This is a genomic window from Pseudomonas sp. G11-1 (assembly GCF_024031555.1).
GTDB lineage: Bacteria > Pseudomonadota > Gammaproteobacteria > Pseudomonadales > Pseudomonadaceae > Halopseudomonas > Halopseudomonas bauzanensis.
This window is the reverse complement of the sequence record NZ_QEYQ01000001.1, coordinates 866,177-887,160: the sequence shown is the minus strand read 5'-3', so window position 1 is coordinate 887,160 and position 20,984 is coordinate 866,177. Positions and strand designations below refer to the sequence as shown.

The 20,984-nt window shown below is 60.4% G+C and carries 21 protein-coding genes and 3 tRNA genes; 7 read left to right on the top strand and 17 right to left on the bottom strand.

Going from position 1 to position 20,984, the window contains the following annotated elements:
• Positions 1–27: 27 nt before the first annotated feature.
• Both hslO and DHB74_RS04105 read left to right on the top strand, forming a co-directional pair.
• Positions 28–909, top strand: a complete 882-nt coding sequence (gene hslO / locus DHB74_RS04110; RefSeq protein ID WP_499160843.1) for an Hsp33 family molecular chaperone HslO — start codon at positions 28–30, stop codon at positions 907–909.
• Positions 910–1,072: 163 nt separating this feature from the next.
• Entirely contained in the window at positions 1,073–2,617 is a 1,545-nt protein-coding gene (locus DHB74_RS04105; RefSeq protein ID WP_036989279.1) for a phosphoenolpyruvate carboxykinase, read from the top strand.
• Between the two features lie 231 nt (positions 2,618–2,848).
• On the opposite strand, the gene DHB74_RS04100 is transcribed toward DHB74_RS04105, so the two are convergent.
• The 5 genes from DHB74_RS04100 to DHB74_RS04080 form a co-directional block, all read right to left on the bottom strand.
• Positions 2,849–2,924 (bottom strand) — tRNA-Lys (locus DHB74_RS04100).
• 14 nt (positions 2,925–2,938) lie between these two features.
• Positions 2,939–3,015: transfer RNA gene (locus DHB74_RS04095), tRNA-Pro, on the bottom strand.
• A 12-nt stretch (positions 3,016–3,027) separates the two neighbouring features.
• Positions 3,028–3,103, bottom strand: a tRNA-Asn gene (locus DHB74_RS04090).
• 202 nt (positions 3,104–3,305) lie between these two features.
• A complete protein-coding gene (locus tag DHB74_RS04085; protein ID WP_036989281.1) occupies positions 3,306–4,622 on the bottom strand; it encodes an NAD(P)/FAD-dependent oxidoreductase in 1,317 nt (438 codons plus the stop codon).
• Positions 4,623–4,664: 42 nt separating this feature from the next.
• Positions 4,665–4,841, bottom strand: coding sequence for a DUF3094 family protein (locus DHB74_RS04080; RefSeq protein ID WP_036989283.1), 177 nt, complete (start codon positions 4,839–4,841; stop codon positions 4,665–4,667).
• 181 nt (positions 4,842–5,022) lie between these two features.
• Between DHB74_RS04080 and DHB74_RS04075 the strand changes: the two genes are divergently transcribed.
• On the top strand, positions 5,023–5,703 hold the full coding sequence (locus DHB74_RS04075; protein ID WP_136868839.1) for an energy-coupling factor ABC transporter permease: 681 nt from the start codon (positions 5,023–5,025) through the stop codon (positions 5,701–5,703).
• An 8-nt stretch (positions 5,704–5,711) separates the two neighbouring features.
• Here DHB74_RS04075 and DHB74_RS04070 read toward each other — a convergent pair whose 3' ends face one another.
• A complete protein-coding gene (locus DHB74_RS04070; protein WP_499160842.1) occupies positions 5,712–6,410 on the bottom strand; it encodes an SIMPL domain-containing protein in 699 nt (232 codons plus the stop codon).
• A 164-nt stretch (positions 6,411–6,574) separates the two neighbouring features.
• On the opposite strand from DHB74_RS04070, the gene DHB74_RS04065 reads away from it, so the two are divergent.
• Positions 6,575–7,837 (top strand): ATP-binding protein, encoded by a 1,263-nt coding sequence (locus DHB74_RS04065; RefSeq protein WP_499161026.1) that lies wholly within the window; start codon positions 6,575–6,577, stop codon positions 7,835–7,837.
• Between the two features lie 55 nt (positions 7,838–7,892).
• Positions 7,893–8,447 carry a response regulator transcription factor gene (locus tag DHB74_RS04060; RefSeq protein WP_036989287.1) on the top strand — a complete coding sequence of 185 codons (555 nt, stop codon included), beginning with the start codon at positions 7,893–7,895 and terminating at the stop codon, positions 8,445–8,447.
• A gap of 122 nt (positions 8,448–8,569) precedes the next feature.
• Here the strand turns inward: DHB74_RS04060 and DHB74_RS04055 are convergent, their stop codons facing one another.
• The 5 genes from DHB74_RS04055 to DHB74_RS04035 all read right to left on the bottom strand — a co-directional run bounded on the left by DHB74_RS04055 (position 8,570) and on the right by DHB74_RS04035 (position 12,279).
• Positions 8,570–9,433, bottom strand: coding sequence for a Tim44 domain-containing protein (locus DHB74_RS04055; protein WP_499160841.1), 864 nt, complete (start codon positions 9,431–9,433; stop codon positions 8,570–8,572).
• A gap of 92 nt (positions 9,434–9,525) precedes the next feature.
• Positions 9,526–10,356 (bottom strand): SDR family oxidoreductase, encoded by an 831-nt coding sequence (locus DHB74_RS04050; protein ID WP_499160840.1) that lies wholly within the window; start codon positions 10,354–10,356, stop codon positions 9,526–9,528.
• 21 nt (positions 10,357–10,377) lie between these two features.
• Positions 10,378–10,848, bottom strand: coding sequence for a hypothetical protein (locus tag DHB74_RS04045; RefSeq protein WP_074777687.1), 471 nt, complete (start codon positions 10,846–10,848; stop codon positions 10,378–10,380).
• Positions 10,849–10,904: 56 nt separating this feature from the next.
• The gene (locus tag DHB74_RS04040) at positions 10,905–11,702 is read right to left on the bottom strand and encodes a TatD family hydrolase (protein WP_036989293.1); all 798 of its coding nucleotides are present in this window, start codon (positions 11,700–11,702) and stop codon (positions 10,905–10,907) included.
• A gap of 118 nt (positions 11,703–11,820) precedes the next feature.
• Positions 11,821–12,279 (bottom strand): EVE domain-containing protein, encoded by a 459-nt coding sequence (locus DHB74_RS04035; RefSeq protein ID WP_036989296.1) that lies wholly within the window; start codon positions 12,277–12,279, stop codon positions 11,821–11,823.
• A 222-nt stretch (positions 12,280–12,501) separates the two neighbouring features.
• Here DHB74_RS04035 and DHB74_RS04030 point away from each other — a divergent pair, with 222 nt between their 5' ends.
• On the top strand, positions 12,502–13,839 hold the full coding sequence (locus DHB74_RS04030; RefSeq protein ID WP_136868842.1) for a DUF1329 domain-containing protein: 1,338 nt from the start codon (positions 12,502–12,504) through the stop codon (positions 13,837–13,839).
• A 31-nt stretch (positions 13,840–13,870) separates the two neighbouring features.
• On the opposite strand, the gene DHB74_RS04025 is transcribed toward DHB74_RS04030, so the two are convergent.
• From DHB74_RS04025 to nrdA, 5 genes are all read right to left on the bottom strand, one after another.
• Complete coding sequence (locus DHB74_RS04025; protein ID WP_036989299.1) at positions 13,871–14,479, bottom strand: flavodoxin family protein; 609 nt, start codon at positions 14,477–14,479, stop codon at positions 13,871–13,873.
• 78 nt (positions 14,480–14,557) lie between these two features.
• Positions 14,558–15,097 carry a DUF3087 domain-containing protein gene (locus DHB74_RS04020; RefSeq protein WP_074778691.1) on the bottom strand — a complete coding sequence of 180 codons (540 nt, stop codon included), beginning with the start codon at positions 15,095–15,097 and terminating at the stop codon, positions 14,558–14,560.
• Between the two features lie 8 nt (positions 15,098–15,105).
• Positions 15,106–15,360, bottom strand: a complete 255-nt coding sequence (gene yfaE / locus DHB74_RS04015) for a class I ribonucleotide reductase maintenance protein YfaE (RefSeq protein ID WP_268873966.1) — start codon at positions 15,358–15,360, stop codon at positions 15,106–15,108.
• Between the two features lie 10 nt (positions 15,361–15,370).
• A complete protein-coding gene (gene nrdB / locus DHB74_RS04010) occupies positions 15,371–16,516 on the bottom strand; it encodes a class Ia ribonucleoside-diphosphate reductase subunit beta (RefSeq protein WP_177173371.1) in 1,146 nt (381 codons plus the stop codon).
• Positions 16,517–16,519: 3 nt separating this feature from the next.
• Positions 16,520–18,796, bottom strand: coding sequence for a class 1a ribonucleoside-diphosphate reductase subunit alpha (nrdA, locus tag DHB74_RS04005; protein ID WP_499160839.1), 2,277 nt, complete (start codon positions 18,794–18,796; stop codon positions 16,520–16,522).
• Between the two features lie 132 nt (positions 18,797–18,928).
• Between nrdA and DHB74_RS04000 the strand changes: the two genes are divergently transcribed.
• A complete protein-coding gene (locus tag DHB74_RS04000) occupies positions 18,929–19,186 on the top strand; it encodes a DUF1289 domain-containing protein (protein WP_036989302.1) in 258 nt (85 codons plus the stop codon).
• A gap of 89 nt (positions 19,187–19,275) precedes the next feature.
• Here DHB74_RS04000 and DHB74_RS03995 read toward each other — a convergent pair whose 3' ends face one another.
• Positions 19,276–20,859, bottom strand: a complete 1,584-nt coding sequence (locus tag DHB74_RS03995) for a peptide chain release factor 3 (protein WP_074777691.1) — start codon at positions 20,857–20,859, stop codon at positions 19,276–19,278.
• Positions 20,860–20,984: the final 125 nt, after the last annotated feature.

Below are 20,984 nucleotides of genomic sequence, written 5' to 3'. Positions count from 1 at the left end.
ATCAAGGTTTTTTCCAAGGTGCAAGCCATGTCCTCCCAGGATGTCACCCAGCGTTTTCTGTTCGAGCATGCCGACGTGCGCGGCGAGCTGGTGTCGTTGAACCAGAGCTATAACGAGATTCTTGCCAAGCATACCTATCCCGAGCCGGTGAAGGCGCTGCTGGGCGAGATGCTGGCCGCCGCGGTGTTGTTGTCCACTGCGATCAAATTCGATGGGCTGCTGATCATGCAGGCTCGTTCTTCCGGTCCGCTGTCGACCCTGATGGTCGAATGTTCCAGCCAGCAGGAAGTCCGCGCCATTGCCAGATACAGTGACGACCTGAGTGGCGAAGGATTGGCCGAACTCATGCCCGATGGTGTACTGGCGATCACCATTGATCCCGATCAGGGGCAGCGATATCAGGGTGTGGTCGCGCTGGAGGGGGACTCGCTGGCCGACGCGCTGGCCGGTTACTTCGATAGCTCCGAACAATTACCCAGCCGTTTCCGCCTGCTGGCTGACGGGCGCACCGCCCGGGGTTTCATGTTGCAGGCGTTGCCCGCAAATCGTCAGGCCGACCCGGACGAGCGCAAGGAAACCTGGAATCGTCTGAGTGTGCTGGCCGACACCCTCACCGTCGAGGAGCTGATGGCACTGGATAACCAGACCATTCTGCATCGTCTTTATCACGAAGAAGATGTCCGGCTGTTTGATGAGCGATCCGTTAGCTTCCGGTGCAGCTGCTCGGCGGAACGATCCGGCAACGCGCTGGTCAGTCTGGGGCGGGAGGATGCATTCCTGTTGCTGGAGGAGCGGGGCGGCGAAATCGAGGTCGATTGCGAGTTCTGCAATACCCGCTATCTGTTTGACCGCGCGGCATTGGTCGAGCTGTTCGAAAAGGCCCGGGATCACGCCCAGAGTCTGCATTGATGCCCATGGCGTCCGCTGTTTAGCGCCACGGCCAAAACTTTGGCATAATGCCGGGCTTGCGCGGTGATGGCGCTTTTTCATGAGCTGTAAAAAAACCTAGGTGCTGAGGCCGAATCCATCGGTCTTGTGGATATTTCGGTCAAGCCGAAGAGGACGAAGTTTGATGACGCAAGCTACCAACACAGTATTTAACGACCTGAGTATTGCCGAGCTGATCGAGTTGGCGGTCCAGCGCAACGAAGGTCGACTGGCCGATACCGGCGCCCTGGTGGTCAAGACCGGCGCACGCACCGGCCGCTCGCCGATGGATCGCTTCATCGTTGATGAGCCATCGACCAGCTCCGCCATCGCCTGGGGTCCGATCAACCGCCCGTTCCCGGCGGACAAGTTCGACGCCCTGTGGACCCGAGTCGAGGATTACCTCGCCGAAGGCCCAAGTTATCTGTCCCACGTTCATGTCGGCGCCAGCCCGGAGCATTACCTGCCGGTGGTCATGGAAACCGAAACCGCATGGCACAATCTGTTCGGTCGTACCCTGTTCATCAATCCGCAGCAGTACAACCCGGCCGGCAAGGATCACTGGCAGATCCTCAATGCGCCGCATTTCGTCTGCGAGCCCGAGCGTGATGGCACCAACAGTGATGGCTGCGTGATCATCAACTTCGCCCAGCGCAAAGTGCTGCTGGCTGGCATGCAGTACGCTGGCGAAATGAAGAAGGCCATGTTCTCGGTACAGAACTTCCTGCTGCCGGCCAAGGACGTGCTGCCGATGCACTGTGCTGCCAACGTCGGTGACGATGGTGACACCACCTTGTTCTTCGGTCTGTCCGGCACCGGCAAGACCACCCTGTCCGCTGACCCGGCGCGCAACCTGATCGGCGACGATGAGCATGGCTGGGGCGAGGGTGTCGTATTCAATATCGAAGGTGGCTGCTACGCCAAGTGCATCGACCTGTCGCAGAAGAACGAGCCCATTATCTGGGATGCGATCAAGTTCGGCTCGGTGCTGGAAAACGTCATCATCGATGAGGACAACCGCAAGGCGGATTACACTGACGTCTCTCTGACGCAGAACACCCGTGCGGCCTATCCGCTGGAGCATGTCGAGAAGCGCGTCGAGGCCAACCTGGCTGGTGAGCCGAACGCGATCATCTTCCTGACCTGCGACCTGACCGGGGTGCTGCCGCCGGTATCCATCCTGAATAACGAACAGGCTGCGTACCACTTCCTGTCCGGTTACACCGCGCTGGTTGGCTCCACTGAAATGGGTTCTGGTGGCGGCATCAAGTCCACTTTCTCTACCTGCTTCGGTGCGCCGTTCTTCCCGCGTCCGGCTGGTGAGTATGCGGAACTGCTGATCAAGCGCATCAACGCCTTTGGCAGCAAGGTCTATCTGGTCAACACCGGCTGGACCGGCGGTGGCTATGGTGTCGGCAGCCGCTTCAGCATCCCGACCACCCGTGCCATTATTGCCGCCATTCAGTCCGGTGCGCTGGTCGGTGCCGAGACCGAGCACGTCCCGGTCATCAACCTCGATGTGCCCAAGGCCGTGCCGGGCGTCGAGACCAAGTTGCTGAACCCGCGCAATACCTGGTCCGATGCTGCCGCCTACGATGCCGCTGCTCGTGATCTGGCCGGTCTGTTCATCGAGAACTTCAAGAAGTTCGACGTGGCTGATGCCATTACCAGCGCCGGTCCGCAGCTGTAAGCGCCATCCGGTAAACAACAAACCCGCCTTCTGGCGGGTTTGTTGTTTTTGGAGTGGGCATAGCTTTTGATAGTCCGTTATCGGGGTGTTCCGCCGCTATAGCAGGCGCTCGGAAGGCATCAGAGTAGGGTGGGCGGACAGCACTTGGCCCCGACAAGACAGTTTCTGTCCCGGGCTGGAAGTAAGGGTGCGATTTTGAAAGGTGTTGCGAAGAACAGAAGAGGTTTTGAGTGGTGGGTCGTGTAGGATTCGAACCTACGACCAATTGGTTAAAAGCCAACTGCTCTACCAACTGAGCTAACGACCCAATGCTCAAAAAAATGGTCGGGGTAGGGGGATTCGAACTCCCGACATCCTGCTCCCAAAGCAGGCGCGCTACCAGACTGCGCTATACCCCGATATTTACAAGATGGCTCCGCGACCAGGACTCGAACCTGGGACCCAATGATTAACAGTCATTTGCTCTACCAACTGAGCTATCGCGGAATTATCTTGAAAACTCTCAACAAGTTACTGTGGGTTGGTGCCACATATCCCCTGCTGAGGCGCGCCATTTTACCGGCAACGGCGGGGGTGTCAAGCCCGAATTTGAGCTTCCTGTGCAATAGATGGAAGAATGGTCGAAACCCGGCGCTCGGAGAGGTGAAGGATGCAGCGAAGAGCGCTTCGCTGCATCCTTCTGGCGGCCTCAGTGCAGCTTCAGGCGCGGTTCAGTGCTGCGACCCATGCGGTCGCTGAGCATCAACATGATGGTCCGTGGCAGGCCGTATAGAGCCATCTGGTGCATGCGGTACAGAGAGATATAGAACATGCGGGCCAGCCAGCCTTCCAGCGTGATGCTGCCGGTCAGGTTGCCCATCAGGTTGCCCACGGCACTGAAGCTGGACAGGGAAATCAGCGAGCCGTGATCGCGGTAGCGATATTCCTTGAGCGGCTTGCCCTCCAGCAGCTGGCTCAGGTTCTTACTCAACAGGGTCGCCTGCTGGTGGGCGGATTGGGCGCGGGGTGGGACGAAGGTGCCGGGCTCGTCCATCGGGCAGGCGGCGCAGTCGCCAAAGGCGAAGATCCGCTCATCCGCGGTGCGCAAGGTCTTGTCGACCAGCAGCTGGTTGATACGGTTGGTTTCCAGTCCGAGCCCGGCGAGAAAGGCCGGTGCGCGGATACCGGCCGCCCAGACCTTGAGCGAGGCAGGGATGAACTGCCCATCCGCCAGCAGCAGGCCGTCAGCCTGTACTTCCTTGACCGGCGAGCCGGTGCGGATATGCACCCCGAGCCCGTTCAGGGTAGCCGCCGCCTTGCTGGCAAGCCGCTCGGGCAGGGCGGGCAATATGCGCGGTCCGGCCTCCACCAGGCTGATGTTCAGGTCCTCGGCTCGCACCCGGTCCAATCCGTAGGAGCGCAGCATCAGCGCCGCGTGGTGCAGCTCCGCGGCCAGCTCCACCCCGGTCGCCCCTGCGCCGATGATCGCCACGTTGATGGATTCGTCAGGGACCATCTCGCCACGTACCTGGGCTTTCAGATACTGATTGATCAGGCGGGTATGAAAGCGTTCGGCCTGGGCCCGGGTATCGAGAAAGATGCAGTGCTCTGCGGCACCGGTAGTATTGAAATCATTGGTATTGCTGCCCACCGCCACCACCAGATAGTCATAATCCAGCTGCCGCGCGGGGATCAGCGCATCACCGTTCTCGTCATTGATTGGCGCCAGCTGAACCTGACGCTGCTCCCGGTCGACGCCAATCATGCTGCCAAGCTGGAAGTTGAAATGGTTCCATTTGGCCTGGGCGACGTAGTTCAGCTCCTCCTCGGTGGCATTGAGCGAGCCGGCGGCCACTTCATGTAGCAGCGGCTTCCAGATGTGGGTCATATTGCCATCGATCAGGGTAATGCGGGCGCGCTTGCGCTTGCCCAGGGTGCGGCCGAGGCGGGTGACCAGCTCAAGGCCGCCCGCCCCACCGCCGACCACGACAATATGGGGTAGTGATGAAACGCCAGACTGTGACATTGTAAAGCTCTCTAAGTGACAGGAATCAGGCGCCTGTCAGAGTCATGCAATAACCAGAGCAGCAAGAAAGCGGGCCAGCAGGCCGAGGCCGGTAATCACTGCAACGATGGCGAGCAGCAGCCACCAGACCCTGAAGGGCTTGCGTTCAACCTGGTGCAGAGGGGAGTTGAGATATTCTTCGACGCGTTTCTGATCTTCAGGATACAGACGGCTGGCCATGGGTCACCTTGCGTTATTTTTATGGTGGAATTTCGTATTGCATATGAGTCTGACTGACTATGTGGTTATTCTATGCTTCACGGCTGGATATTGCACCTCCGGGAGGTAACCTGCAGGAAGCCGGGCGGCCTGCTATGATTGCCGCGCCAACCGCCCCCATACCATCTGCCCGGGAGATCACATGCTGTCAGCCAGCCTGTTAACCACCACCCAGATTCTTCTCGGCTTGTTGTTGTACGGTGGCAGTCTGTTGTGGGCGCTGGCGCGGATATCCTGGGTGGAACTGGTGGCGGACAGCCGTCGTCAGCATCTGTTCTATGGCAGCGTTTTTGCCCTGTTTGTGCTGTGGCTGCTGCGCAAGGAGTTCGATAATGGACTGACCTTCCATTTTCTCGGGCTGACGGTAGTGACGCTGATGCTGGATTGGCCATTGGCTCTGGTTGCCGGGACGCTGGCGCAACTGGGCATGGTGGCGCTGGGGTTGGATGACGCGGCCGCGCTGGGGATCAACGGACTGCTGCGGATCCTGATTCCGGTGGTAGTGACGGTGGCAGCGAGCCGTTTCCTGGAGCGCTTCAAGCCCACCAATCTCTTTCTGTATATATTCATCAGTGGGTTCTTCGCCGCGTCCTTCGCGGCGGTAGGCACCATGCTGGCCGGCATGGGGCTGCTGGCCTGGTCAGGCCAGCTGACGCCACCCGGCTCACTGCTCGAACTGCTCGGTTACATGATCATGGTGATGTTCCCCGAGGGGTTCATCAACGGGATGGGGGTGGCTGCACTGGTGGTATTCCACCCGGAATGGGTGGAAACCTTCGATACCGATCGCTATCTGCAGGAGCCCTTTGACGAGGATCCCTGAGCCGAGGCTCAGGGCATCTGCACTTCGATCACGCCGTCGGCGTTCACGCTGACATCAGCCTCGCCACCTTCAACGGCGGGGGCGGCCATCTCTGCATCGGCGGCCATGGCCATCTTGCTGCTGCGCATGAATGGGCGGGGCGACATGAACTGGGTGTTCAGGTTCAGGTTCACTATCTTGTAGCCTGAGCCGCCCAGGGTTTCGGTGGCGATATCGGCGCGTTGGCGGAATGCCTCGATGGCCTCCTTGATCAGACCATCCTCAGTGGTGCTGCGGCCGGCCGGTGACAGGCTGAACTCCATGCTGCCCAGGTTGAGCGTACCGAGCAGCTCACCGGTGACGCTGGAGACCTGAGCAAAATCGGTGCCTTCCAGGCGAATCTCGCCGCGTTCGCGCCAAGCCACGATGTTCTCGCGCTTTTCATCGTACACCGGCTGACTGTAGCGGCTGCCGCTGCTCACCTTGATCGCGGTGTTCTGTCGCACGGTTTCCAGGCCCTGGTTCAGGGTCTCGGTAATGCGGTTGGCCAACTTGGCCGGGTCCTTGTCCTGCGCTTCAGTAAACAGCACCACGGTCAGGGTGTCGTTGTTCACCGAGCGCTGCACGTCGGCTCGCAATGAAATCTGGTTGTAGTTCAACGGTTCGGCGAGTGCCTGGCCGGCAAATGCCAGGCTGACTACCAGCGGGAACATCAGAAATGAACGCATATGACTTCTCCTTAAGCCGCTCCGGCTATGAGATTCTGTGACCCCAAGTCTGGCATGACGGTTCCCGAGATGCCGACATGCGCGTGTTTATGCGACCCTATGTCACATCAGGCCCGGTTTCGGTCGATTCTATACTGGAGCGAACCTTGCAGCAGCGATTTTTGATGAACCCCAACGCACTGGCACTTTCCCCTTCCCGGCAGAATCTCTGGCGACTGATTTTCATCCGGTTACTGGTGCTTCTGGCCCAAGCCGTATCGGTGCTGGGTGCCTGGCTCAGCGGCTGGTTCGCGCTGGAATGGACGCCGCTGCTGCTGACCCTGAGCATATCGGGTGTAGTCAGTCTGTTGTCGCTGCTGCGGCTATTGCGCGATTGGCCGGTGACGGATGTGGAATACGGCTCGCAGCTGTTGTTCGATATCCTCGTGCACAGCGTACTGCTGTACTACGCCGGCGGCCCGACGAACCCGTTCGCGTCCTACTTTCTGGTGCCACTGACGATTGCCGCGGCCACCCTGTCCTGGAAGCACACGGCATTTCTGGCCAGCGTGGCGATGGTGGCCTACAGTCTGCTGCTGTTCTGGTATCACCCGTTGCCGCTATTCGAGATGCCGGTGCGTGCCAGCCAGATCGATATCCGGGTGATCGGCATGTGGCTGAACTTTGCCATGAGCGCCGGCCTGATCACGCTGTTCGTTGTGCATATGGCCGAAGCCCTGCGCCGGCACGCCGAGCGCCTGGCCGAGCGGCGTGAGCAAAGTATGCGCGATTCCCAACTGCTCGGCATTGCCAGTGTGGCGGCCGGGGCTGCCCATGAGCTGTCCACGCCCTTGTCGACCATGAGCGTACTTCTCAAGGACCTGCGGGCGGACTATGCCGATCCGCAGATTCAGGAAGACCTGGAACTGCTTCAGGAGCAGGTGCGTCAATGCAAGGAAAGCCTGCAGCAGATGGTCCGCAGCGCCGAGCTCAACCGCAGCCAGCCGCATAGTAACCAGCCAGCCGATGCCTGGCTCAAGGACTTGCTGGCGCGCTGGCAACTGATGCGCCCGGAAGCCTCCTGGCAACTCAAAGCCTTACCCGTGGGCGAGGTGCCCATGGTGCGTGCCAGCCCCGAGCTGAGCCAGTCGATACTCAATCTGTTGAATAACGCCGCCGATGCGTGTCCCGACAATATTACGGTGGCCCTGCAATGGAATGCCCAGCGGCTGCGCTTGAGCATTCGAGATAACGGGCCGGGAGTACCACTGCATATCGCTGAACAATTGGGTACTGCCTTTGTTACCACCAAGGGCAAGAAGGGTTTCGGGCTGGGGTTGTTTCTCAGTCAGGCGGCCGTCGAGCGTATCGGCGGCAGTGTGAAACTGTTCAACCAGGATGGCGGGGGGACACTCACCGAGGTAATCTTGCCGATAGGACATCAATGAAATCGGCTGCGTTGGCAGCGCTTTTCAGCGACTCCATTGCTATTAAGGAGCAGGCATGACTGAAGAATTCAATCAGGACGAGCAGCCGCTATTGTTGTTGGTGGACGACGACCCGACTTTTACCCGTGTAATGGCCCGGGCGCTGACCCGCCGCGGTCTGCAGGTCAGTACTGCCGGCGATGCGGAGGAGGCCATGGTCGTGGCGCAGCGGCAGAAGCCTGATTATGCGGTGCTGGATCTGAAAATGGAGGGCGACTCGGGGCTGGTCCTGCTGCCGCGGTTGCTGGAGTTGTATCCGGACCTGCGGGTGGTCATCCTGACCGGTTATTCCAGCATCACCACCGCTGTGGAAGCGATCAAGCGGGGCGCCTGCAATTACCTGTGCAAGCCGGCCGATGCCGATGACGTACTGACTGCGCTGCTGTCGGACCAGGCCGACCCGGAAAGCCTGGTGCCCGAGCACCCCATGTCGGTGGACCGGCTGCAATGGGAGCATATCCAGCGGGTGCTGGCCGAGCACGACGGCAATATCTCCGCCACCGCGCGCGCCCTGGGCATGCATCGCCGCACGCTGCAGCGCAAACTGCAGAAGCGCCCGGTACGGCGCTGAGCAATAGGCAATAAATCAACGTCCCGGCTGGCAGGCCGAGCGCTCTTCCCAGCCTGCCCCGTGGTAACCATAAAAAACCCTCGGTCCGAAAACCGAGGGTTTTTACTTGTTGCTGCTTCGCCTTAGTTCTGGCGGATACCGCAGATCACCCACGGTTGGTTCTCGCCATCGGCACGTTCCAGACGCCAGCTTTCATCGAAGCGCTCGCCTTCATCCTGCGGGAACTCGCGATCCAGGCCAGTGAAACCGACAGTGGCGATGGTCCGACCGTCACGCTGTTCGATCCCTTCCAGGCGTACCTCCAGCTCTTCAACGAAACCGTTAGTGCTCGGCGGGTTGTCGACGCGTTCGATCATCATTTGTTGCAGCAGGGCCGGGTCCAGGTACTCGGCCATGCCGGCGCTGTCACCGTCGCGCCAATGGCGCTGCAGTGTATAGAAGTGCTCTTCTGCACCCTTGAGGAAGCTGTCGGCATTGAACCAGGCCGGGGCATCCATGGTGAGCGACGGGGCCGCCACCGGCTGGACTGCCGGCTGCGCTGCGGCGCCGCCTTGTGGTGACCAGCTTTGCGGTGCTTGCGGCTGTTCAATCGGTCCGCCGGCCGGATGTGGCTGGCGCTGCATGGCTGGCGCGTTGCGGCGGGAGAACAGCTTGAACAGTACGAAGGCGATCAGGCCGAAGATCAGGATGTCGAACAGCTGCAGACCCTGAAAACCGTCACCGAACAGCATGGAGGCCAGCAGACCGCCAGCGGCGATACCAGCCAACGGGCCAAGCCAGCGGCTGGCGCCGGAAGTGGCTGCCGGGTTCTGCTGCTGGTTGCGCGGGTTGGCTTGCTGCTGTGGGGTCTGACGCTGAGCCGGCTGGCTCTTGTGCATCGGCGCGGCGCCGAAGCTCTTGCCGCCGCCCATGCGCCGGGCTTCGGCATCGGGGACGGCCAGACCGACCATCAGAAATACGGTGAAAAGGGGTAACAGCCAGCGCATGGGCAGGTCTCCAGAATTATTAATCGAGCGATAGTGCCAAACATGTGCGACGCTCGCCAGCGCTAAAATGTTTCGGTGGTTTGCCGCCGGCCTTAACCGGGCTTGCGATCCAGACCAAACCGCTTGCGCATTTGCGCCTCGCGCACCGAGGCCGGCAGCCAGCGTTTCAAGCGCAGCATGCTGCGGCTGCCGGAGCCGATCACGGCGGTTTCCGGGCGCAGCGGGTTCTTGATGTAGTCCATCAGCTCCATGGCGAATTCCCGGGCGGAAGTGGAGCTGGCCTTCTGCGAGGCATTGGCCCGCGCCTGCACGGCCTTTTCCCAGGGTTTGAACCAGGAACCCTCGGCCAAGGTAATGGCCGCGGTGGCATTGTTGCCGAAATCCGAGGCGATGGCGCCGGGCTGTACCGTCAGCACCTCGATACCAAAGGGCGCCAGTTCCATGCGCATTGCCTCGGACAATGCATGTAGCGCCGCCTTGGAGGCGCAATACACGCCGGAGAATGGTGTGGTGGTCACGCCCGATACGCTGCCGATATTGACGATCAGTCCGCCGCTGTCACGCAGCAGATCGGCGGTGGCGCGCACCAACTGCACGGGAGCGAAGACATTGGTGTCGAACTGCCGCAACAGCGTTTCGCGGTCGGCATCCAGTATTGGCCCCATGGCGCCGTAGCCAGCGTTGTTGACCAGCAGATCCAATCGGCCAGCTTCGCTGGACAACCGCTCGCGGCAGGCGGCGATCTGCGCGGCATCATTCACATCCAGCGTTACTGCCGTCGCGCCCCGCGCGGTCAGGGGGGCTAAGGTGGCGGGGTTGCGGGCGGCGGCGAACACCGCATAGCCTTCATCCAGGCAGATATGAGCCAGGGCCTGGCCGATGCCGCTGGAGCAGCCGGTAATCAGTGCGACGGGTTTACTCATGGTCATCCCTTTTTCTTGTGTTTATTCGGTCTTGATGAAGTCGGCGCGCACCTTGTCGGCCAGGTATTCCAGGTCCGCCGGGTGATACCCGCTGCGCAGACGCGGTACGCTGTAACACTGCTGCCAGTGCTCGCCGGCGGCCAATGGCTGACTGGTCTGATAGATGCCTTCGGTCACCCCGGTATCCAGCAGGTTGGTGTTATACCCCGGCTGGCGGGCCAGCAGTCGCCAGCTGATATGGCTGGCGGTGCGGTCTGCCTGATTATGGATACGCACCTGCAACGGCTTGCCGAAGTCGCACGCGTCGGGCATATGCTGAATACTGATATCCAGGCGCTGGACATCCTTGCCGTACTGCCATTGCCAGATACCGACGCCGGCCGCCAGGACTACGGTCAGGCCGACGATGATCGCGCTGGCCGGCAACATGATGCGCGGAAAGCGCACCAGTAGTACCAGCCAGATCAGCAGTAGTGCTATGCCCAGTGCCATCCTGTCTCCTTGCAGTGATTTCCGCTTGATGGTCCGACTCTACCAGAGTCATGGGTTTACGACACCGCAGTGGCAGACCAGCCGAACAATTCACAGGTGTTATGCAGGCATTGGCGGGCCAGTTGTTCAGCAGTTTCACCGCGCAGTTCAGCCAGCTCGGCGCAGATCTGCGGCAGGTTCTGCGGGCTGTTGCGCTGATAGGGGCGGAACGCCGGCGCCATATCGGGGCAGTCAGTCTCCAGGACCAGGCTCTCGGCCGGCAGCTGTGCGATGACCCGATGCATACGCTTGGCCTGGGGCCAGGTGGCCGCGCCGCCCATGCCCAGCTTGAAGCCCAGGCGGATATATTCACGGGCCTCTTCATAACTGCCGGAAAACGCATGGATGATGCCGGCACGGCGCAGCTGGTAGCGTTTCAGTGCGGCGATCACCGGGGCGTGGGCGCGGCGCACATGCAGCAACACCGGCAGATCGACATCCGCGGCGATCTGCAGTTGGGCTTCGAACAGCTGCTGCTGGCGTTCCCGGTCGGGCTCCTCGATATAGTAGTCCAGGCCGAACTCGCCAACCGCGCAGCAGCGCGGGTCTGCCGCATGCTGTTCCAAGCGCTCACGCAGGTGTTGCAGATCCTCCGGCTGATGTTCATCGAGGAACACCGGGTGCATTCCGAAAGCGGCGTACAGCCTGGGATCATTCTCTACCAAATCCCAGAGCGTATCCCAATTGCTGCGAGCCACCCCCATGACCAGCAGACGACGCACACCCAGACGGCCGCTGTCGGCAAGCACCGCGTCGCGATCATCGTCGAAGTCGGAAAAGTCCAGATGGGTGTGGGTATCGATATAGATGGTCATGGGTATAGCTTCGCCGCTGATGAGCCAAGGAGCAAGTGCAGCGGGGAAGCTGGGCCTGTCGGCTATTGAGGCGCTCGACATGCCAGCTGAGATCGGGATGATTCTGAGCGCACCTGCGCTACTGGTGTGGCCCGAGCAGTATCCGCCACTGCTCGGTGCTCACCGGCATCACCGACAGCCGGCTGCCGCGCTGCACCAGCGCCAGCCCCTCCAGGCCCGCCAGCGCCTTGATCTCGTCCAGCGGCAGCAACCGCGGTAGCTGGCGTTCGAAGACCAGATCGACCGCCTGCCAGCGCGGCTTGTCGTGGGTACTTCGGGCATCGAAATAAGGCGAGTTGGGGTCGAACTGGCTCGGATCGGCATAAGCGCTGGTGCTCACCCGCGCGATGCCGGCGATGCCGATATGGCGGCAACTGGAATGGTAGATCAGCACCAGATCATCGACTGCCATCTGCATGAGAAAGTTGCGCGCCTGGAAGTTGCGCACGCCATCCCAGCGAACCGGGGTATCCGGTGCGCGGGCAAAATCCTCGATGCCGCATTCGGCAGGTTCGGTCTTCACCAGCCAGTAGGCCATGCTGCTATTTCCATTGGGCTGAAGGGTGTCATGTCATGCGCAATGATGCCTCAGGCAGGGGGCATATGTCATCGAAGGCTCACTGAACTGTGTCATTTTGTAGCGGAGTGGAGCGGGCTCGGCGTTTCGCGTTACAATTCCGCGATTTTGACGCTTTGATTCAATCGGATTCCCGGTCGGCTTCAGTGATAAGCAGCGAGTCGGTCTCTCAAGGAGTGGTGCATGTACAGGAAGTTCGGCGTTGTCATTCTGGCCGCTTTGGCGTGCCAGGTTCAGGCCAAGGTGGACCCCGCCCAGGCAGCACGTCTGGGGGCCGATCTGACCCCATTGGGGGCCGAGCGTGCCGGCAATGCCGCCGGTACCATTCCCGCCTGGACCGGCGGCGTGCAGCCGCCAGCACACTACCAGCCGGGCATGCACCATCCCGATCCGTTTGCCGATGATGCCATGCTGTATCGCGTCGACGGTGCCGATCTGGCCCAGCATCGGGAATTGCTGCCGGCTGGCCTGGCCGATTTGCTGGAGCGAAATCCCGACTACTATCTGCAGGTCTATCCGACCCGGCGTAGCGCCGCAGCGCCGCAGCGCATCTACGATGCCACGCGGGCCAACGCCGAACGTGCCGAGCTGATCTCCAACGGCAATGGTGTCTCCGGCGCCGTGGCGGGCATCCCTTTCCCGATTCCGCAGGGTGGCATGGAAGTCATCTGGAACCACATCCTGCACTACAAGGGCGAGCAGACCCGCTTCATCAACAATCAGGCAGTGGTGATCAATGGTCGCAGCAACCTGATCAAACGTGACCGCTATATTTACTATGTCTACAACCGCGAGGGTATGACCATTGAGGAAATGGACAACACCCTGCTGTACTACCGCTATCAGGTGACGGCGCCGGCCAAACTGTCCGGTACTTCGCTGGTGGTGCAGGACCCGCTGGATCAGGTGTTGACCACACGCCGTGCCTGGCGCTACAGCCCGAGTGACCGCCGCGTCCGGCGCCTGCCGTCGCTGGCCTACGATTCGGTGCAGCCGGATACCAGTGGTCTGGCCACCGCCGATGTGGTGGATTCCTACAACGGCGCGCCGGATCGTTATGAGTGGTCATTGGTTGGCAAGCAGGAAATGCTGGTGCCCTACAACAGCTACGCGGTGCATCAGCAGGGCATCGATTACGACCGCATCGTGCTGCCCAAGACCTTGAATCCCGAGCTGCTGCGCTACGAGCTGCACCGGGTCTGGGTAGTGGAGGCCAACCTGCGGACCGGCTATTCCCATCCCTATCACACGCGGCGTTTCTATGTGGACGAGGACAGCTGGCAGATCCTGGCGGTGGACCTGCGTGATGACAAGGGCGAGCTGGTCGGGCTGCAGGAAAGCCACCCGATCAGCTACTACGAGCTGCCGATGTTCAACAGCACCCTGGAAACGCTCTACTACCTGAAGACCGGTAATTACTTCGTCGACGGCCTGGACAACAACGAGCCGATGTACGATTTCAACTACGAGATGTCTCCCCGGGACTTCTCGCCCCAGGCGCTGCGCCGCGCCGGCAACTGACACCACTCGATGAGCCGCTCCCAGCGGCTCATCATTTTTGCGCTGGGTACTGCTGCTGTTTCAGCAGCCTGGCCAGGTGCACGCAGTTTTGTGCCAGCACGCGGGTGGTCTGCACCACCTTGTCCGGTGTCGCTGGCAGATCCTTGAAATCGATCGAACCCATGGCCTCGCCAACCCAGTAGGTACAGCTATTGGCGGGCAGAGTGAAACCGACGTCATTCAGCCCCTGATAGACCTGCGCCACGATGTGATGAGCACCGTCCTCGTTGCCCACCACGGCGACGCCGGCGACCTTGCCATAGGACAGCATGCGGCCCTGATCATCGGTTTCGCTGAGCAGGGCATCCAGTCGTTCCAGCACCCGCTGACACAGGCTGGACGGATGGCCGAGCCAGACCGGTGTGCCCAGGATGAGGATATCAGCGGCCAGCATCTTCTGGCGAATCATCGGCCAGTCATCGCCGTCGCCTTCATCCGAGGTGACGCCGGGTTTGATGTTGTAATCGACGACTCGCAGCAACTCGCCTTGCGCGCCCTGCTCCTGCAGCGCGGCGAGGGTCTGCTTGAGCAGCAGGTCGCAGGAAGAGTCGGCAGGGGAGGGTTTCAGGGTGCAGTTCAGGGCTAGGGCGGTGAGTGACATCAGGTCTCTCCGAACGATGGCTTCAGAGAATTGGTCCTGGCAGTCGCGCTATTGGTTCAGGCTGTTTTACCTGCCTGCTTAGTCCTTGCCGCCGCGCCAGCGCTCACTGACAGCGCTGAGCCAGGCCGGGTCGAGACGTTCCTGCTCTGGCGTCAATCCTTGCGCCAGCATGCGCTCGCGATGCTCGTCGACCTGCCGGACCATATCGCTGAGAGCACTGGTGTTGCCATCCAGCTGGTACATCTGCGTCACCCCGAGATGATAGAACCGCAGCACCCGCATGGCGGTAGGATCGTTGGCGGCGACGCCGGCTTCGACCTGATGCATGATGTTGGTCACTTTCATCAGGTTGCGCTTGAGCCGAAAGCCGTAGACCGCCGACGCCATCCAGGGTTGTTGCCAGCAATAGAAACGCACGATGGCGATGGCCAGCAGCAGGCCGGCAAGCACGCCACCCAGGTTCCAGCGGAAGTTATTACCACCGGGCGTGCCGAACAGGGCGATGGACAGGGTCGCCATGCCAATGCACGATACTGCCAGCAGGGCGACGATGATCAGTGTGCTGCGGCGTGTCTGTTCGCGGTAACGTTCCGGGTCCATCGGTTGTATCTCGAACATGGCGGCACTCACAGTTTGCTTTTGAGGGGCACGTTGATGACGATCGGCTCGGTGACCAGGCAGCAGCAGGGCAGGATCTCGTCGCGTTTGACAAAGGCCAGCGGTGGTTTGGGATAGACCACGCTGCCAACCTTGAGTTTGATCCGGCAGGCGCCGCAGTAGCCACTGCGGCACTGATACTCGACATGGTGACCGGTACGTTCCAGCCCTTCGAGCAGGGTTTCTCCTTCCGCCAGTTCGAACAGGGTATCCCGGGTAATCACCTGCACTGCTTTACAGCTCGAACTCGCCGAGATCTTCCAGGGATACTTCAGAGTCGATCTGACCGACCAGGTAGGAACTGACCTCCACTTCCTGCGGCGCGACCTGGACGTTGTCCGACACCAGCCAGGCGTTGATCCAGGGAATCGGATTCTGATTGGCGCCCGGGAAGATCGGCTCCAGTCCCACCGCACTCATGCGCAGATTGGTGATGTATTCCACGTACTGGCTGAGAATGCTGTAGTTCAGGCCGATCATGGAGCCGTCCTTGAACAGGTACTCGGCCCACTGCTTCTCCTGCTCGGCGGCATGGCGGAATATCTCGATACTCTGTTCATGGCAGGCCCGGGCCACCTCGGCCATCTGCGGGTCGTCATCACCTTCCTGCATGATGTTGATGATGTGCTGGGTGCCCGTCAGATGCAGCGCCTCGTCACGGGCGATCAGCCGGATGATCTTGGCATTGCCCTCCATCAACCGGCGTTCGGCGAAGGCGAAGGAGCAGGCGAAGCTGACATAGAAGCGGATCGCCTCCAGCACGTTCACCGACATCATGCACAGGTACAGCTTCTTCTTCAGCTCGAACAGGTCGATAGTGATAGTTTCACCATTGAGCTGATGCGTGCCCTCACCGAACTGGTTGTACAGGTTGGCGTACTGGATCAGCTCATCGTAATAGGTGGAAATATCGCCGGCCCGCTCGATGATGTGGCGGTTGCGCACGATATCGTCGAACACCACCGCTGGATCGTTGACGATATTACGGATGATATGGGTGTAGGACCGGCTGTGGATGGTCTCGGAAAACGACCAGGTCTCGATCCAGGTTTCCAGCTCGGGGATGGACACCAGCGGTAGAAAGGCCACGTTCGGGCTGCGTCCCTGGATCGAATCCAGCAGCGTCTGGTATTTCAGGTTGCCGAGGAATATGTGCTTTTCATGATCCGGCAGGTTGCGGAAATCGATGCGATCCTGGGATACGTCCACTTCCTCGGGGCGCCAGAAGAACGACAGCTGCTTCTCGATCAGCTTCTCGAAGATCGGGTATTTCTGCTGATCATAGCGCGCCACGTTGACCGGCTGGCCGAAGAACATCGGCTCGCCCATCTGGTTATTGTCGGCCTGGGAAAAAGTGCTGTATTTCATTTTCATGGTCATATCTCAGATCTTGCACGCGCCGCCAGCGCAATCGTCGGCCATATCGCTCTGGGCGTCGTCGGCGCCGTCGCGGGTGTTCTGATAATACAGAGTCTTGAGACCGAATTTGTAGGCCGTCAGCAGGTCCTTGAGCAACTGCCGCATCGGCACGCGACCACCATCGAAGCGCTGCGGATCGTAGTTGGTATTGGCCGAGATCGCCTGGTCGACGAATTTCTGCATGATGCCGACCAGTTGCAGGTAGCCGTCATTGCTCGGCATTTGCCACAGCAGTTCATAGGCGCCCTTGAGTTCCTCGTAGTCCGGCACTACCTGCTTGAGGATGCCGTCCTTGGACTGCTTGACGGTGACCAGGCCGCGCGGCGGCTCAATGCCGTTGGTGGCGTTGGAGATCTGGCTGGAGGTCTCCGACGGCATCAGTGAGGACAGGGTCGAGTTGCGCAGGCCGTGGGCGACGATATCCGCACGCAGTGCTTCCCAGTCCAGGTGCAGAGGCTCGGAGCAGACCGCATCCAGCTCCTTCTTGTAGGTGTCGATCGGCAGTACGCCCTTGGCATAGGTGGTTTCATCGAAACCGGAGCAGGCGCCGCGCTCGCGGGCCAGCTGGTTGGAGGCCTTGAGCAGGTAGTACTGGATGGCCTCGAAGGTTCGGTGGGTCAGGTTGTTGCCCGAGCCGTCGGAATACTTCGCGCCATTTTTTGCCAGGTAGTTGGCAAAGTTGATTACGCCGATGCCGAGGGTGCGACGCTTCATGGAAGCCTTGCGCGCCGCTTCGATCGGGTAGTCCTGGTAATCAAGCAGCGAATCCAGTGCACGTACCGCCAGGTCGGCCAGTTCTTCCAGCTCGTCGAGGCTGTTGATCGCGCCCAGGTTCAATGCCGACAGGGTGCACAGGGCAATTTCGCCGCTGTCATCGTTCATGTCATTCAGCGGGCTGGTCGGCAGAGCGATTTCCAGGCACAGGTTGGACTGGCGCACCGGCGCGACCTTCGGATCGAAGGGGCTGTGGGTATTGCAGTGGTCAACGTTCTGGATGTAGATACGGCCGGTGCTGGAGCGCTCCTGCATCATCAGCGAGAACAGCTCGACCGCCGGCATGCTGCGCTTGCGAATCGCCGGGTCCTGCTCGTATTTCTCGTACAGGCGCTCGAACTCGTCCTGATCGGCGAAGAATGCCTCGTACAGGCCGGGCACTTCATGGGGGGAGAACAGGGTAATATTGCCGTTCTTGATCAGGCGCTGGTACAGGGTGCGGTTGATCTGCACGCCGTAATCCATATGCCGTACGCGGTTTTCCTCCACGCCACGGTTGTTCTTCAGTACCAGCAGCGACTCCACTTCCAGGTGCCACAGGGGGTAGAACAGGGTAGCGGCACCGCCACGCACGCCGCCTTGGGAGCAGGATTTGACCGCCGCCTGGAACAGCTTGAAGAACGGGATACAGCCGGTGTGCTGGGCCTCGCCGCCACGGATCGGGCTGCCCACGGCGCGGATGCGACCGGCGTTGATGCCGATGCCGGCGCGCAGCGAGACGTATTTTACGATCGCCGAGGTGGTGGCGTTGATCGAGTCCAGGCTGTCACCGCACTCGATCAGCACGCAGGAGCTGAACTGCCGCGACGGCGAGCGCACGCCGGACATGATTGGTGTCGGCAAGGAAATCTTGAACAGCGAGATGGCGTCATAGAAGCGCTTGATGTAACCCAGCCGCGTGTCCTGCGGGTAATCGGCGAACAGGCACATGCCGATCAGCATGTAGAGCATCTGCGGGCTTTCATAGACCCGGCGGCTGACCCGGTCCTGGATCAGGTATTTGCCTTCCAGCTGCTTGACCGCTGCGTAGGAGAAATTCAGATCGCGGCTGTGGTCGATATAGTCATTGAGGGTGTCGAACTCGTCGCGGCTGTAGTCACGCAGGATATGCTGATCGTAGCGATTCATTTCGGTCAGTGTGGTGACATGGTCGAACAGGTGTGGCGGTTCGAACTGACCATAGGCTATCTTGCGCAGATGGAAGATCGCCAGGCGGGCGGCCATGTACTGATAATCCGGTGTGTTCTGGGAAATCAGATCGGCGGCGGCCTTGATGATGGTTTCGTGAATGTCCTGGCTGCGGATGCCATCATACAGCTGGATCTGGGATTTCAGCTCCACCTGGGAAACCGATACATTGTCCAGGCCCTCGGCGGCCCAATCGAGCACTCGGTGGATTTTGTCCAGATTGATGGATTCCTGGCGGCCGTTGCGTTTGGTTACCTTGAGGGACTGGAAATCGGTCATGTGCAAATCCTGGGACATTGAGGCTTGAATATACGGTGATTTCATTGTATGGGTGAAATCACTATATGTAGTGATATGGGTTGGAATGAACGCAATATAGAGTGTGAAATGGCTGGGGTCAAATTGAAAAACATGAAAAATCAGCTTGAGTTTTTTGAAATACCCAGTCCCTGTGTCGGTGTCTGCGAAGTCAACAGCAAGGGCTTCTGCAAGGGCTGCTTCCGCTCGCGGGATGAGCGCCTGTATTGGCTGGAATTATCCACCGAGCAGAAACGACAGGTGGTACGTCTGTGCCAGTCGCGCAAGGCAAGAGTATTGCGGGCCAGACAGGAGGCCGCCGCCCAGCGGGATGCGGCGGGCGATGACCCGGTACAGTCCGGTCTGTTCTGAATAATGGAAAGCGGGGCGACTTTGCCGCCCCGCCGTCGATCACTCGACGAGCAGGCTCTGTTCAACGGGCCGCATTCAGTACGGGCAGATCAGTGGTGTTCGCGGGTGGCGTTGAACCGGATTTCCGGCCAGCGCTCCTCGGTCAGGCTGAGGTTCACCCGGGTCGGTGCCAGATAGGTCAGGTGCCCGCCGCCGTCCACGGCCAGGTTGTCCGTGGCCTTGCTGCTGAATTCCGCGAGCTTCTTCTTGTCGGTGGACTCGATCCAGCGGGCCGACCAGACGTTGATCGGCTCATACATGCATTCCACCTTGTATTCTTCTTTCAGGCGGCTGGCCACCACATCGAACTGCAGCACACCGACGGCGCCGAGGATGATGTCGTTGTTGCGCTCGGGGAAGAACACCTGGGTCGCGCCTTCCTCGGCCAACTCCTGCAGGCCCTGGCGCAGCTGCTTGGACTTGAGCGGGTCCTTCAGGCGCACGCGGCGGAACAGTTCCGGCGCGAAGTGCGGAATGCCGGTAAAGCTGACGTTCTCGCCGGCGGTGAAGGTGTCCCCGATCTGGATGGTGCCGTGGTTGTGCAGGCCGATGATATCGCCGCCCCAGGCTTCCTCCAGGCGTTCCCGGTCGCTGGAGAAGAAGGTCAGGGCGTCGGCGATCTTGATGTCCTTGCCGATGCGCACATGGCGCATCTTCATGCCTTGCTCGTACTTGCCCGAGCACACGCGCATGAAGGCGATGCGGTCGCGGTGGCGCGGGTCCATGTTCGCCTGGATCTTGAATACGAAACCGCTGAAGGTTTCCTCGGTGGGCTTGACCTCACGCTCCTGGCTCATGCGCGGCAGTGGTGCCGGCGCCCAGTCGACAAAGGCATCCAGCACATGGCTGACGCCGAAGTTGCCCAGCGCGGTACCGAAGAACACGGGGGTCAACTTGCCCGCCATGAATTCCTCCGGATCGAAGTCGTGGCACGCGCCTTGGACCAGCTCCAGTTCTTCCACGAAGTTGTCATACATGTCACCGAGCAGGGCGCGGGCTTCGTCGCTGTCCAGACCCTGGATGATCTTGTCCTCGGTACGTTCGTGGCCATGGCCGGGGGTGTAGACATGGATGCGATCGTTGGCCAAGTGGTAGACGCCCTTGAACTCCCGATAGCAGCCGATCGGCCAGGTGATGGGCGCGGCCTTGATGCTGAGCACCTCTTCGATCTCGTCGAGCAGTTCGATCGGGTCGCGGATATCCCGGTCGAGCTTGTTGACGAAGCTGATGATGGGCGTGTCGCGCAGGCGGCAGACGTTCATCAGGGCGATGGTACGGGGCTCCACGCCCTTACCGCCGTCGATCATCATCAGGGCACTGTCCACGGCGGTCAGGGTACGGTAGGTGTCTTCCGAGAAGTCCTCGTGGCCGGGGGTATCGAGCAGGTTGATCATATGGTCCCGGTAGGGGAACTGCATGACCGAGGTGGTAATGGAGATGCCACGCTGCTGCTCCATCGCCATCCAGTCCGAGGTTGCATGCCGGTCGGACTTGCGCGACTTGACCGTGCCGGCCACCTCGATCGCCTTGCCCATCAGCAGCAAGCGTTCGGTAATGGTGGTCTTACCCGCATCGGGGTGGGAAATAATGGCAAAGGTGCGGCGCTTGGCGACTTCTTTCTCGATATTGGACATGTTGCCTGTTCGGTTCGTGCTGGGGCGGGGAGGCGGCGGCGTGCCGGTCGGCTCCGGGCGAGGGTCATGGGATCGGCGCATATTGTGGCCGATTAGTCGGAGCAAGACAAAATTTAAATCCGCCA